This window comes from Dactylosporangium sp. NPDC005572, from assembly GCF_040605515.1.
GTDB lineage: Bacteria > Actinomycetota > Actinomycetes > Mycobacteriales > Micromonosporaceae > Dactylosporangium.
Window position 1 is genome coordinate 6,831 of sequence record NZ_JBEXCY010000208.1, and the last position, 13,808, is coordinate 20,638.

11 protein-coding genes are annotated in these 13,808 nt (G+C 72.4%); 1 reads left to right on the top strand and 10 read right to left on the bottom strand.

The features are described from left to right. Positions 1–2,135: AfsR/SARP family transcriptional regulator (locus ABZS66_RS50425; RefSeq protein ID WP_354770210.1), on the bottom strand; the 2,135-nt coding region annotated here is incomplete at its 3' end. Between the two features lie 34 nt (positions 2,136–2,169). Here ABZS66_RS50425 and ABZS66_RS50430 point away from each other — a divergent pair. Next, the gene (locus ABZS66_RS50430; protein WP_354770211.1) at positions 2,170–3,033 is read left to right on the top strand and encodes an alpha/beta hydrolase; all 864 of its coding nucleotides are present in this window, start codon (positions 2,170–2,172) and stop codon (positions 3,031–3,033) included. 12 nt (positions 3,034–3,045) lie between these two features. Here the strand turns inward: ABZS66_RS50430 and dinB are convergent, their stop codons facing one another. The 9 genes from dinB to ABZS66_RS50475 all read right to left on the bottom strand — a co-directional run. Next, positions 3,046–4,236: a DNA polymerase IV gene (gene dinB, locus ABZS66_RS50435; protein ID WP_354770212.1), complete on the bottom strand. Its 1,191-nt coding sequence runs from the start codon at positions 4,234–4,236 to the stop codon at positions 3,046–3,048. Positions 4,237–4,263: 27 nt separating this feature from the next. Continuing rightward, positions 4,264–5,661 carry a GH1 family beta-glucosidase gene (locus ABZS66_RS50440; protein WP_354770213.1) on the bottom strand — a complete coding sequence of 466 codons (1,398 nt, stop codon included), beginning with the start codon at positions 5,659–5,661 and terminating at the stop codon, positions 4,264–4,266. An 82-nt stretch (positions 5,662–5,743) separates the two neighbouring features. Then, positions 5,744–6,757 (bottom strand): ABC transporter ATP-binding protein, encoded by a 1,014-nt coding sequence (locus ABZS66_RS50445; RefSeq protein WP_354770214.1) that lies wholly within the window; start codon positions 6,755–6,757, stop codon positions 5,744–5,746. Continuing rightward, positions 6,754–7,800: an ABC transporter permease gene (locus ABZS66_RS50450; protein WP_354770215.1), complete on the bottom strand. Its 1,047-nt coding sequence runs from the start codon at positions 7,798–7,800 to the stop codon at positions 6,754–6,756. The genes ABZS66_RS50445 and ABZS66_RS50450 overlap by 4 nt, the downstream gene beginning before the upstream one ends. Before the next feature lie 2 nt (positions 7,801–7,802). Continuing rightward, a complete protein-coding gene (locus ABZS66_RS50455; protein WP_354770216.1) occupies positions 7,803–8,783 on the bottom strand; it encodes an ABC transporter permease in 981 nt (326 codons plus the stop codon). Continuing rightward, positions 8,780–9,916 carry an ABC transporter ATP-binding protein gene (locus ABZS66_RS50460; protein WP_354770217.1) on the bottom strand — a complete coding sequence of 379 codons (1,137 nt, stop codon included), beginning with the start codon at positions 9,914–9,916 and terminating at the stop codon, positions 8,780–8,782. The genes ABZS66_RS50455 and ABZS66_RS50460 overlap by 4 nt, the downstream gene beginning before the upstream one ends. A gap of 100 nt (positions 9,917–10,016) precedes the next feature. Beyond that, positions 10,017–11,690 carry an ABC transporter substrate-binding protein gene (locus ABZS66_RS50465; RefSeq protein WP_354770218.1) on the bottom strand — a complete coding sequence of 558 codons (1,674 nt, stop codon included), beginning with the start codon at positions 11,688–11,690 and terminating at the stop codon, positions 10,017–10,019. Between the two features lie 119 nt (positions 11,691–11,809). Beyond that, positions 11,810–12,820, bottom strand: a complete 1,011-nt coding sequence (locus tag ABZS66_RS50470) for a LacI family DNA-binding transcriptional regulator (protein ID WP_354770219.1) — start codon at positions 12,818–12,820, stop codon at positions 11,810–11,812. Positions 12,821–13,100: 280 nt separating this feature from the next. Continuing rightward, positions 13,101–13,808: DUF4352 domain-containing protein (locus tag ABZS66_RS50475; protein ID WP_354770220.1), on the bottom strand; the 708-nt coding region annotated here is incomplete at its 5' end.

Genomic DNA, 13,808 nt, shown 5'->3' on the forward strand with positions numbered 1-13,808 from the left:
GGCTGGGATGGTGGCTGGGATGGTGGCTGGGATGGTGGCTGGGATGGTGGCTGGGCCGACACACCCGCTGGCCGGGCGCCCCGGTCCCGGTCGCGGCCGACCGCCCCCGCGTCCCGGTCCGGGCCACCAGCGTCACCGGAGCCACCGGAGCCGGCGCAGCCACCGACGGCCGGTCCTGCCAGCCGGTCCGAGCCACCGGCGTCACCGGAGCCGGGCGCGCCACCGGAGCCACCGGAGTTGGCCGCGTCCCCGACGGCCGGGCGGGCGGACAGGTCCAGCACGGGGCGGACCCACGGCTCGTACTGGCCCCAGCCGCCCTCGTCCACCAGCGGCAGGCCCCGCCGCAGCCGCAGGCCGAGCAGGGCCAGGGGCAGCAGCCCGTCGCGCAGGCCGGGCATGCCGGCGGTGTCGAGGCGGGCGGCGGCGGCGCGGTACCGGCGTTCGGCCTCCCCCGCCGGGACCTGGCCGGCGACGTCGGAGCGCAGCGCGCGGTACCAGTCGGTGAAGACCCCGACCAGGGGCAGCTCGTGCCGGGCGGCCAGGTCGTCGGCGGCCGCCGCGTGACCGTCCCCGGCGGCGAACCCGGCGACCGCCGCGGCGGCCTGCATCCGGATCAGGTGCCCGAGGACCTCGGCGGTGACCAGGGCGTGGCGGTGCGCCAGGGCGACGAGCTCGGCGCCGATCGCGTCGCGGCGGGCGGCCCCGCCGGTGCGGTGGCAGCTCTGCATGAACGCCCCGTTCAGCGCGAACGCCAGCAGGGCCGGGTCGTCGAGCTCCCGCGCGATCGCCTCGGCCTCCCCGGCGCAGCGCAGCGCCCGCAGGTCGGCCGTGCCGCGCGACTCGACCGCGACGGTCGCCAGCAGCCGGGCCCGCACCGCCGGGCGCGCCGCCGGCACCACGGCCAGGGCGCGCTCGGCGGCGGCGACGACCGCGGCCGCCTGGGCCGGGTCGTCGGCGGTGGTCCAGATGGCGGGCACGTCGTACGCGCCGATCACCCGCGCGGTCAGCTCCGGGTCGCCGAGCTGCTCGGCCGCCGCGACCGCCGCCGCCCGCTGCTCGCGCGCCGCCTCGAGGCCGCCCGGACCGGTGACCGCGAGGGTCCGCAGCAGCCCGACCGCGGACTCGAGGCGCGCCCCGGCCCCGCCACCGACCCGCTCGAACGCCGCCGCCGCCCGTGCCCAGACGACCCCGGCCGCGTCCCCACCCGCCGCACCCACCTCACCCCGCGGGCCGGCCATGTCCGGCCGCGCGACGGTGGCGGCAGCATCCCCACCACCCGCGTCCACCCCTGCACCGGCCCCACGGCGCGGGCCGGCCGCGTCCGCCGGGCGCGCGGCGGCAGCGGACGGGGACGCCGGGTGGTCGAGGTGCGGGGCCTGGCGCAGGACGTCCGCCTCGAGGGTCCGCAGCGCCGGGCCGGGGTCGAGGCCGAGCTGGCCGGCGAGCAGGTCCCGGGCCCGGCGCAGCACGGCGAGCGCGTCGGCCTGACGGCCGGTGCGGTACAGGGCCAGGGCGAGGAGCCGCCAGCCCTCCTCGCGCCACGGGTGGGCGGTGACGTGGGCGTCCAGGTCGGGTACGGCCTCGGCCGGGCGGGCCAGGGCGAGCCGGGCGGCGGCCTGCCGCTCGGCGGCGTGCAGCCGCAGCTCGGTCAGCCGGGCCCGCTCGGCGCGGACCCAGCCCGCGTCGGCGAAGTCGGCGTACGCGGGGCCCTGCCACCAATCGAGCGCCTCGTCGAGCATGCGCAGCGCGACCGGCGGGTCCGCGGCAGCGGCGGCGGTGACCGCCCGCTCGAAGCGCCAGGCGTCCACCTCGCCGGGGGCCGGGCGCAGCGCGTAGCCGGCGCCGGCCGTGACGAGCAGCGTCGCCGGGGCGCGGGGCGGGCGGTCCGGTTCGAGGGCGCGGCGCAGCGCGGCGACGAACGTCCGCACGGCGGCCACCGCACCGGCCGGCGGCGCCACCCACAGGTCGTCGACCAGGTCGGCGACGGGGACGACCCGGCCGCGGGCCACCAGGAGCCGGGCGAGCACCGCCCGGTGCATCGGGCCCTTCAGGGAGACCGGCCGCCCGGCTGCGTCCTCGGCCCGGACCGGCCCGAGGACCCCGAACCTGACCAGCACCGCAACCACGCTACTCATCCGCTGCTCATCGGGGCCGCGCAGGGTGGTCGGCATGACCTTCGAACACCTGCGTGTCCCCGTCGCCGACGGCGTCGAGCTGCACACCGCCGTCGCCGGGCACGGCAGCCCGATCGTGCTGCTGCACGGGTTCCCGCAGACCCACCTGATGTGGCGGCACGTCGCCGCCGCGCTCGCCGAGGACCACACCGTGATCTGCCCCGACCTGCGCGGGTACGGCGCCAGCGACAAACCCGCCGAGGACGGCCCCGGCACCTACAGCAAGCGGACCATGGCGGCCGACGTCGTCGAGCTGGCGCGGCAGCTGGGCCACGAGCGGTTCGCGCTCGCCGGCCACGACCGCGGCGCCCTCGTCGCGATCCGCGCCGGCCTCGACCACCCGGAGCGCGTCACCCACCTCGCGTCGCTCGACGTGCTACCGACCCTCGACATGTGGGACGTCATGCACGGCACGACGGCCGCCGTGGGATTTCACCTGTACCTCATGGCGCAGCCCAAGGGCCTGCCCGAGCGCATGATCGCCGCGAGCGCCGACGACTTCTTCGGCCACTTCCTCGACCTGTGGACGAACGACCCGGCGGCGATCCCGCCCGACGTCCGCGCCGAGTACCTCAAGGCGTCCGGGGACGCCGTCGCGTCGATCGTCGCCGACTACCGGGCCTCGGCCGGCATCGACGTCGAGCACGACCGCGCCGACCGTACGGCCGGCACCACCCTCGCCATGCCCGTCACGGTCCTGCAGCAGGACTGGGGCGCGCTGCTCGGCTTCGACGCGGCCGCCCTGTGGCGGGCGTGGGCCCCGGACCTGCGCCACGTCCCGGTACGCTGCGGCCACTTCATGGCCGAGGAGGCGCCGGAGCTGGTCGTGGCCGAACTGCGCGGCCTGCTGGTCCGGTAGCTGGTCCGGTAGCTAGTCCGGTAGCAGCGGCACGGTCGGGCCCTGGCCGCGGCCCAGCAGCGACGCCCGCGTCAACGCCGCCGAGCCGAACCGCTCGCGGACCGCGTCCATCGCACCGTCCAGGCCGGCCTGGTCGTGGACCTCGAACGGCAGCTCCAGCTGGACGGCGCCTTCGTCGTCGAGGTTGGCCACGGCGATCCCGACCAGGGTCAGGCCGCGCTGCGCGATCGTCGACGCCGCCTGCGCGTGCAGGCGGCGGGCGGCGTCGAGGATCGTCCGGGTCTGCCAGGTCGCCCGGGGCAGCGTCTGCGAGCGGGTGACCCGGGTGAAGTCGGCGAAGCGCAGCCGCAGCGTCACGGTGCGGCCGGGCCGGCCGCCGGCCCGCAGGCGGCGGGTCACCCGGTCGACCAGCTCGGCGAGGACAGCCTCGACGAACGCCGGCGGGTGCGGGCCGCGGCCCAGGGCGCGCTGCGCGCCGACCGACCGGCGGCGCCGGCCGGTGACGACGGGGCGGGGGTCGCGGTTGTGGGCCAGGGCGTGCAGGTGGCGGCCCGCCCACTCCCCCAGCAGCGACACGAGGGTGGCCTCGCCGAGCCGGGCGACCTGCCCGACCGTCGTGATGCGGTGGGCGTGCAGCTTGGCGGCGGTCACACTCCCGACGCCCCACAGCCGCTCGACCGGGAGGGCGTGCAGGAAGTCGAGCTCGCCGGCCGGCTCCACCAGCAGCAGGCCGTCCGGTTTGGCCACGCCGCTGGCGACCTTGGCCAGGAACTTGGTGCGGGCGACGCCGACCGTGATCGGCAGGCCGACGTCGGCGAGCACCCGGGCCCGCAGCCGGGTGGCGATCTCCAGGGGCGTGCCGGCGAGCCGGAGCAGGCCGCCGACGTCGAGGAACGCCTCGTCGATCGAGAGGCCCTCGACGACCGGGGTGGTGTCGCGGAACACGGCGAAGACGGCCTTGGACGCCTCCGAGTAGGCGCGCATGCGGGGCGGGACGACCACCGCGTCCGGGCACAGGGCGCGGGCCTGCCGGCCGCCCATCGCGGTGCGCACCCCGCGGCGCTTGGCCTCGTAGCTGCACGCGAGCACGACGCCCCCGCCCACGATGACCGGGCGGCCACGCAGGCGGGGGTCGTCACGCTGCTCGACGGAGGCGTAGAACGCGTCGAGGTCCGCGTGCAGGATCGACGCCGGCACGAACATATGTTCGCATGGGCGCGAGCCTGAGCGTCAAGACGCGCGGAGGGCCTTGATGGTGTCGCGGTACCAGTGCGCCGACGCCTTCGGGGTGCGCTCCTGCGTGTCGTAGTCGACCCGGACGATGCCGAAGCGCTTGTCGTAGCCGTACGCCCACTCGAAGTTGTCCATCAGCGACCAGGCGAAGTAGCCGCGGATGTCGGCGCCCTGCTGCCGGGCGAGCGCGACGGCGCCGATGTGCGAGTCGAAGTACCCGATGCGGTCCTGGTCGTCGACGAACCCGGTCTCGTCGGGCTCGTCGTCGAACGCGGAGCCGTTCTCGGTGACGACCATCGGCAGGCCGTAGTCGTTGTGCAGCCGGGTCAGCAGCTGGGTGAAGCCCTCGGGGACGATCTCCCAGCCCATCGCGGTGATCGGGCGGCCGGTCGGGATCGGCCGGCTGACCGGCAGGCCGGTCGCGTCGGTGGCGTTGCCGTCCTCGTCGACGCCGGAGACGGTCTCGCTGAAGTAGTAGTTGACGCCGAGCACGTCGATCGGGGTGGAGATGACCTCGAGGTCGCCGTCCTCGACCGGCAGCGTGATGCTCTGCGCGGCGAGATCCTCGATCAGGTCGGCCGGGTAGCGGCCGTGGACGAGCGGGTCGAGGTAGATACGGGTGCCGAGGGCGTCGGAGCGGCGGGCCGCGTCGCGGTCGGCGGCGCTGTCGGTCTCCGGGGTGGCCACGCCCATGTTCAGCGTGATGCCGAACTCGTGCCGGCCGTCGCTGGCCGCCCGCATCCGCTGGGTCGCCAGGCCGTGGCCGAGCAGCAGGTGGTGCACGGCCCGCATGCTGGCGGCGAAGTCGCGCCGGCCCGGGGCGTGCGCGCCGTAGGCGTAGCCGAGCATCGCCGAGCACCACGGCTCGTTGAGCGTCGTCCACGTCTTGACCCGGTCCTGCAGCGCGTCGAACACGAACATGCTGTAGTCCGCGAAGCGGTAGGCGGTGTCGCGGTTCGGCCAGCCGCCCGCGTCCTCGAGCTCCTGCGGGAGGTCCCAGTGGTACAGGGTGACCCACGGCTCGACCCCGTTGGCGAGCAGCTCGTCGGTGAGCCGGTCGTAGAAGCCGAGGCCGGCCGGGTTGACCGGGCCGCGGCCGTGCGGCTGCACCCGCGGCCAGGCCACCGAGAAGCGGTACAGGTCGACGCCCAGGTCGCGGATCAGCGCGACGTCCTGGGGCATGCGGTGGTAGTGGTCGCAGGCGACCTCGCCGGTGTCACCCTTGGCGACCGCGTCGGGAACCTCGCAGAACGTGTCCCAGATGGACCGGGTGCGCCCGTCCTCGTCGATCGCGCCCTCGATCTGGTACGCCGAGGTTGCCACACCCCAGCGGAACGAGGGCGGCAGCGTGGCGATCGGGTTCGGCCGATCGAGGGGCGTCGCGGTGGTGTCCATGGTTCTCCTGGTTCAGCTGGGACGTGGTGTTCGATGGGTCCAGAGCCGATAGGCCCCGACCAGATCAGCTGGTCTAGAGCCGCTAGCCGGCGGTGACCGGATGCAGCCAGCAGGCGACGGACCTGGGCGGTCCGACGTGGTCGTCGGGCTTGCCGAGGATCGGGATGCGGGTGTCGCAGGGCTCGAACCGCTTCGGGCAGCGCGGATGGAACGCGCAGCCGGTCGGCATGCCGCGCAGGTCGGGCGGCGAGCCGGGGATGCCGGACAGCTCCCGGCGGGCGCCGCGCAGCGCGGGGAACGACCGGAGCAGGCCCTCGCTGTACGGGTGCTTCGGGTCGCGGTAGATGTCGGCGGAGGGCGCCTCCTCGACGATGCGCCCGCCGTACATGATGGCGATGCGGTCCGAGAACTCGACCAGCAGCGACAGGTCGTGCGTGATGAACAGGACCGAGAAGCCGAGCCGCTCGCGCAGCTCGACGAGCTGGCCCAGGATCTGCCGCTGCATGACCACGTCGAGCGCGGTCGTGGGCTCGTCCATGATGACCAGCTGCGGTTCCAGGGCCAGCGCCATGCCGATCATGACGCGCTGGCGCATGCCGCCGGAGAGCTGGTGCGGGTAGCTGTCGAGGCGGTCCTCGGCGATGCCGACGAGCTTGAGCAGCTCCTTGGCCCGGTCGAGGCGGGCCCGCTTGCTCGTGCCCGGCTCGTGCGCCTTGATGGCGTCCATGAGCTGGGTGGAGACCTTGTGCACCGGGTTGAGCGAGTTCATCGCGCCCTGGAACACGATCGAGGTCTCGGCCCAGCGGAACTTGCGCAGCTCGGCCGGCGACAGGTTGAGCACGTCGAACGGGTCGCCGGTCGGCGGGTGGTAGGTCACCGCGCCGCCGGAGACGACGCCCGGCGGCGGCAGCAGCCGGGTGACGCCGTAGGCCAGGGTCGACTTGCCGCTGCCGCTCTCGCCGGCGAGGCCGACGACCTCGCCGCGGTGGATGGTGAGGGTCACGTCGCGCACGGCGTGCACCGCGTCGTCGCCCAGGCCGTAGTCGACGTTGAGGTTGCGGATCTCCAGCAGGGGCCGGGTCAGAACCTGGGTCATCGCGCGACTCCCTCGGCGTCCTTGATCGTGATCTCGGGGGCGGTCTCGCGGTCACGGACGACCGGGGTGAAGCCGACCTTCATCTTGACGCGCTCGCCGGTCACGGTGCGGAACCTGCCGGTGCCGCTGCTGCGCAGCCGCGGGCTGACGAACTCGTCGATGCCGAAGTTGACCAGGCTCAGGGCGGTGCCGAGCAGGGCGATCGCGAGACCGGCCGGCACGAACCACCACCAGGCGCCCTGGGCGAGGGCCTGCTGGCTCTGCGCCCAGAACAGGATCGTCCCCCAGTTCCACGACGACACCGAGGAGATCCCGATGAAGGCGAGTGTGATCTCCGACATGACGGCGAAGATGACGGTGCCGACGAAGCCGGACGCGATGATCGCGGTCAGGTTGGGCAGGATCTCGAACAGCACGATCCGCCAGGTCTTCTCGCCCGACGCGCGGGCCGCCTCGACGTAGTCGCGCCGGCGCAGCGACAGGGTCTGCGCGCGCAGCACCCGGGCGCCCCAGGCCCACGACGTGAGCCCGATGACGAGCGCCACGATCAGGTCGCCGGCGTTGGTGACCGCCGCGGTGACGATGATGATGAGCGGCAGCGCCGGGATGACCAGGAAGACGTTCGACAGCGCCGACAGGCTCTCGTCGGCGGCGCCGCCGAGGTAGCCGGCGGTGACGCCGATGAGCACCGACAGGACCGTCGCGATGACCCCGGCGGTGATGCCGACGACCATGACGCCGCGGGTGCCGGCCAGGATCTGGCTGAAGATGTCCTGCCCGAGGTGCGAGGTGCCGAACCAGTGCTGGGCCGACGGCGGGGCCAGCACCTCGGGGGTGCGCTCGTCCGGGTCGAACGGCGCGACCCACGGGCCGATGATGGCGAACAGCACGTAGATGCCGAGCATGACCAGGCCGGTGGCGGCCTTGCCGTTGGCGATGAATCGGAACCGCCTGCGCTTGGCCTTCGTCGGCGTGGCCGACGGCTGGGCCATGGCACCCTGGCCGGGGATCACCTGCTCGATGCTGGACGGGGTAGCGGTCATCGTCAGCCACTCTTCCGGGTGCGGGGGTCGAGCAGGAGGTAGGCGACGTCGGCGAGCAGGTTCGCCACCAGCACGGAGATCGTGATGATGAGGAAGATGCCCTGCATCAGCGGGTAGTCCTTGGCGCCGACGGCCTGGAAGAGCTGGTACCCGAGGCCCGGGTAGGAGAAGACGATCTCCACCAGCAGGGTGCCGCCGACGATGAAGCCGAGCGCCAGGGCGAAGCCCGAGACGTTGGGCAGCAGCGCGTTGCGGGCGGCGTAGCTGAGCATGACCCGCCGCTCGGACAGGCCCTTGGCGTGCGCGACGGTGATGTAGTCCTCGGCGGACACGGTCACCATCATGTTGCGCATGCCGAGGATCCAGCCGGCCATCGAGGAGAGGAGAATGGTTCCGGCCGGCAGCACGCTGTGGTTGATCGCGCTGCCGATGAAGTAGTGGTCCCAGGCCGGCACCAGGCCCGGCGTGAAGCCGCCGGACGACGGGAAGTAGCTGTCGGGGCCGGTGAACAGGGCGATCGCGACGAGGCCGAGCCAGAAGTACGGGATGGACGACAGCAGCGTCGTGACGGGCAGGATGCCGTCGATCCACGAACCGCGCCGCCAGCCGGCGCCGATGCCCAGGCCCGTGCCGATGAGGAAGCTGATGATCGTGGTGATGCCGACCAGGCCGATGGTCCACGGCAGGCTCGAGCTGACCACCTCGGAGACCGGCGACGGGAAGAACGTGAACGACAGGCCCAGGTCACCGTGGAAGAGCTGGTTCCAGTACCGCACGTACTGGTCCCACAGGCTCATGTCCTTGTCGAGGCCGAACAGCACGTACAGCGACTGGATCGCGTCGGCCGACAGCCGGCCCTGGTTCTTGGAGATGAGCGACTTGACCGGGTCGCCGGGGATCATGCGCGGGATGAAGAAGTTCAGGGTGATCGCGGCCCAGGCCGTGAACAGGTAGAACGCGAGGCGCTGCAGCAGGAACTTCATCGGGTCTCCTCCGCCAGGTGCAGGGCCGCCGGCGGGGTCGGCGCGGCCGGGTCGGCGCCGGCGAGCGAGCCGGGGCCCTCCTTGGCGACGGTCTGCGGGTCGTAGAGCCAGCAGGCGGCCCAGTGCCCGGGCCGGTCGCCGATCTCCATGCGGGGCGGCGTGTCGACGGAGCAGCGCGGCATCGCGTGCGGGCAGCGGGGGTGGAACCGGCAGCCGGACGGCGGGCGGATCAGGCTCGGCGGCTCGCCGTTGCCGCGGTCCGTGGCGGCGTCGGCGACGCCGGCGATGCGGTCGGGGTCCGGCGCGGAGTCGATGAGCAGGCGCGTGTAGGGGTGCGCGGGGTTCTGCGTGACCGTCTCGCTGTCGCCGCCCTCGACCATGCGCCCGGCGTACATCACCATCGTCTCGTCGGCGAAGTACCGCGCCGAGGCGATGTCGTGCGTGATGTACAGGATGGCGAGGTTGAGCCGCTCCTTGAGGTCGCGCAGCAGGTTCAGGATGCCCAGCCGGATCGACACGTCGAGCATCGAGACCGGCTCGTCGGCGAGCAGGGCCTCGGGGTCGGCGCCCAGGGCGCGGGCGATCGCCACGCGCTGGCGCTGGCCGCCCGACAGCTCGTGCGGGAACTTGTCGATGTACCGCTCCGGCGGCGTGAGGCTGACCCGCGTCAGCAGCTCGGCGAGCGCCCGTTCCAGGTCGGCGGAGGTCTTGCCCGCGTTGCCGTGGATCTTCAGGGCGCGGGTCAGGTGGTACCGCACGGTGTGGATCGGGTTCAGCGAGGCGAACGGGTCCTGGAAGATCAGCTGCACCCGGCGGACGTAGGCGCGGAACCGGCGGCCGCCGCGCACCCGGGTGGACTGGCCGTGCAGCCGGATGTCGCCGGCGGTGCGGGGGTAGAGCTGCGCGAGCAGCCGCGCGACGGTGGACTTGCCGGAGCCGGACTCGCCGACGAGGGCGGTCACCTTGCCCCGGCGCAGCGTGAAGGACACGTCGTCGACCGCGTGGACGGCGGCCGGAGTGCGGGAGAAGAGGTCACGCAACTTCCGGCGGACGGGGAAATGCTTGGTCAGCCCGACGGCCTCCAGCACCACCTCGCCGACCGGCGCCGCCGTGCTCTCGCTCAACGTCGTCATGCCGGATTCCTGTCTCGGGGTGTCGTACCGGGTGGTGCCGCTCCCCGGGCAGCCGCGCTGGTGGGCCACCCGGGGAGCGGTGTCTGTGCCGGTCGGGGACTTACTTGGCCGGCTTGAGGTGCAGGACCACGTCCAGCGAGTTGGGCTGGGTGGGCTGACCGGCGCCGTACGGGTTGCTGTCGTCGGGCCAGCCGACCCAGTTCTTGGTGGAGTACGCCCCACCGATATTGTCGGCGCCGACCGGGATCATCGGCATCTGCTCGACGAAGATCTTCTGCAGGGTGTTCATCGCCGTGGTGCGGGCGGCCTCGTCGGTCGCGTTGGCGTAGGCCTGCAGGGCCGCGGTCGCCTCGTCGCTCTTGAAGCGGCCGAAGTTACCGGCCGGGGAGGCCGTGCCGATCGGCTTGAGCACCGCGCCGTCCATGACGGTCTTGTAGATGTCGTACGGCGTCGAGCCACCCTCGGTCCAGCGGAAGGCCGCGTCGAAGTTGCCCTCCTCGACGTTCTTGAACCAGGCGTCCTGGTTCGCCTTGTCGACCGTGGCCGCGATACCGATCTTGGCGAGGTTGCCCTTCACGATCTCGAGGCTGGTCTGGTAGTCCGACCAACCGGCGGGGTCGGTGAGGGTCAGCGCGACCGGCTTGCCGGTCTTGTCCTTGAGCACGTCGCCCTCGAGCTTGTAGCCGGAGCTGGCGAGCAGCGCCTTGGCGCCCTCGATGTCGACCTTGTGCTCCTTGCCCTTGTACTCCGGCGCGGTGAACGCGTCGCCCGCCGGCGAGGGCAGACCGTTGACGCTCTTGACCAGCGGGTGGAAGTACTCCGCCTCGGCGGTCTTGAAGATGTCCTCACGGTCGATGACCATGTTCATGGCCTTGCGCAGGTTCGCGTCGTCGAACGGCGCCTTGGTGGTGTTGATGTAGAGGCCGTGGATGCCCAGCACCGGCGGCGCCCACACCTTGTGGTTCGCGGAGTCCTTGGCGACGAAGACCGTCTTGTAGTTCGGGATGAAGACGAAGCTCCACTCCGACTCGCCGTTGGCCAGGGCCGTGGTCTGCGCGTTGTTGTCGGTGTAGGAGGTGTACCGCAGCTCCTTGACCTGCGGCAGCGCCTGCCAGTAGCCCTTGTCACGGGCCGTCAGCGTGGTGGTCTGCGGCGTGAAGGACTTCAGCGTGTACGGACCCGAGCCGACCGGCTTGAGGTTCGTCTCCGTCTTCGGGTCGCTGACCTTCTCCCAGATGTGCTTGGGCACGATCGGGATCTGGGCGATCGCCTTCTGCTGGCTGACGAACTGCGGGCTCTTGAACGTGATGGTGACGTCCGAGCCGCTGACCGTCGCGTCGGAGATCTTGACGCCGCCGGAGTTGAGGGCGTCGTTGTCACGCACCAGCTTGTACGTGTACGCGACGTCCTCGGCGGTGACCTTCTGGTCGTCGGACCAGGTGGCGTTGTCGCGGATGGTGACCTTGACCGAGGTGTAGTCCTTGTTCCACTCCGCCTTCGTGGCCAGCCACGGCTTCATCGGGTCCGCCGGCTTGACCGGGTTCCACATCATCAGCGGCTCGTAGAGCACCCAGCGGTACCCCAGCGAGGCGGACGACGAGGTGGTGAGGAACGGGTTGTGGTTCTCGGTCTGCGGACCGTTCGGCATGCCCACGTTGAGCGCCGTCACGGTCTTGCCGTCGTTGCCGGCGTTCGGCGAGTCGCCGCACGCGGCGAGACCGCCGGTGGCGAGCAACCCGGCGAGGCCGAGCACTACGGAGCGTCTGGTCAACACGGGGGTGTCTCCTTACGTACCTGGATCGACAGGTGGGGCGTCATTCGTCTCGGTATCGCGACGGGACCCTTGCGGCCGGTCCCGCCCGTTGTGCGGCGAGAAGGGTGGAGCGGGTCGGGCTACGTCGTAGCGGTCGGCACGGTTGAGCCGCGCACGACGAGCGTGGTGGACAGGATGTTGGGCTCGCACGTCAACGGGGTGCCGTCGAAGTGCGCGATGAGCCTCCGGGCCGCCATCTCACCCATCTGGCGCATGGGCTGGCGGACGGTGGTCAGCGGCGGCTCGGTGTGCGCGGCGTAGGAGATGTCGTCGAAACCCACCAGAGCGACATCGCCGGGAACCGTGCGACCCGCCGCGCGCAGCGCCTGGAGGGCGCCGGCGGCGGAGAGATCGTTGTGTGCGAACACGGCGTCGAACTCCAGCCCGCCGTCGAGCGAGCGCTGGACGGCCCGGATGCCGCAGTCGTACGTGAAGTCGCCCTCCACCACCAGGCGGGGGTCGACCGGGTGGCCGGCGGCGGCGTACACGTCCGTGAAGCCGCCGAGCCGGTCCTGCGTGCAGCCGAACTTCTCCTTGCCGGTGATCACCAGCGGGCGGCGCCGGCCGATCTCCATCAGGTGACGGGCGGCGAGCGCCCCGCCGGCCCGGTTCGTGGTGGCCACCGACGGCATCAGCGGCTTGTCGCCGCGGTCGTCGATGAGCACCACCGGCAGGCCACCGGCGTAGAGGTCGGCGAGGTAGTCCAGCGTCCCTTCGGGCTCGATGGCCAGCAGGCCGTCGAAGGCCTTGCCGGACACCTGGGCGGAGAACTGCCGCATCGACTCGGCGCCGCGGTTGCACGTGAACAGCAGCAACCCGTACCCCTCCGTCTCCACGACGTCCACCGCACCCTGAACGACCTCGCCCATCCACGGCCAGATCAACGACGGCACCAACATCCCGATCACCCTGGTGTGCCCGCGGGCGAGGTTGACCGCCCGCGCGCTGGGCACGTAGCCCAGCTCGTCGATGACCTTCCGCACACGTGCCGCGGTCGCCTCGTCGACCTCGCCCTTGCCGTTGAGGACACGCGAGACGGTGGTCTTGCTGACCCCGGCTCGCGTCGCCACATCGGCGATGGTGATCGGCACGTCGGGCATCCTCTCGGTGAGAGCGCTTTCTGGCAAGAGAGCGTTTTCTGGAAGCGGTTCCGTAACCGGTTCCGGCGCAGTTAATCGGATCGCGGACAGCGAAGTCAATAACACGGATGTAACGAAACTTCACGGCGTGGTAACCCTTGCCATGGCTGTGTCCATGGTGTTTGCTCGGTTTCACCCGTCGATGCGTTGCGGCCGCACCGGCGGTCCCGCCACGCTTTCGCGCGGCCGCGCTACGAGGACCGTCGTGGACGCGCTCTCACGGACGCCGGCATCAACGCAGGTTGATGGTCTCGCCGCCGCTGAGCGGGTGCTCCTTGACCCGCAGCTCGGCCAGGCGCACACCCTTGGGCACGTCGAAGACGAGCGTGCCGGTGACCGAGTTGCCGGGGTTGATCTCCTCCAGCAGCGGCCGCGTCTTGTCGTAGTAGATCCACGACAACTCGTCCGGCGAGTACTCGTGGGCGTCCACGTCGCGCAGGTGCTGGCTGCCCAGCCAGACCCGCGCCTTGCCGTCGCCGACGTTGTCGACCTTCAGCTCGACCAGGCAGAACTGGCCCTGCGGCTTCTTCGTCACCGGCCACGGACCGAGCTCCGTGCTACCGCAGGAGAGCCCCGCGACCGTGAACCGCAGCTTGCCGTCGGCCGCGACCGGGCCGCGCTTCGGCGACGGCTTGGCCGGCGCCGACGTGGCCCGGCCGCCCTGGCCGCCCTGGCCACCCTGACCGCCCTGGCCACCGCCGTCGTCACCGGTCAGCTTGAGCGCGCCCAGCAGGCAGGCCAGCAGCGCGACCAGGCCGATGCCGGACAGCACCGCCCGCCCGGCCCGCGGGGGCGGCGGGCGCCGGGGCGGCGGCGGGACCGGCGGCAGCGGCCGCGACCGGAATCGCGCCCCACCAGGGGAAGCGCCCACCGGAGCTCCGGGCGCGCCGACCCCGCCCTCCTCGAACGGGTCCTGGCCAACCTCCTCGCCAACGCCGTC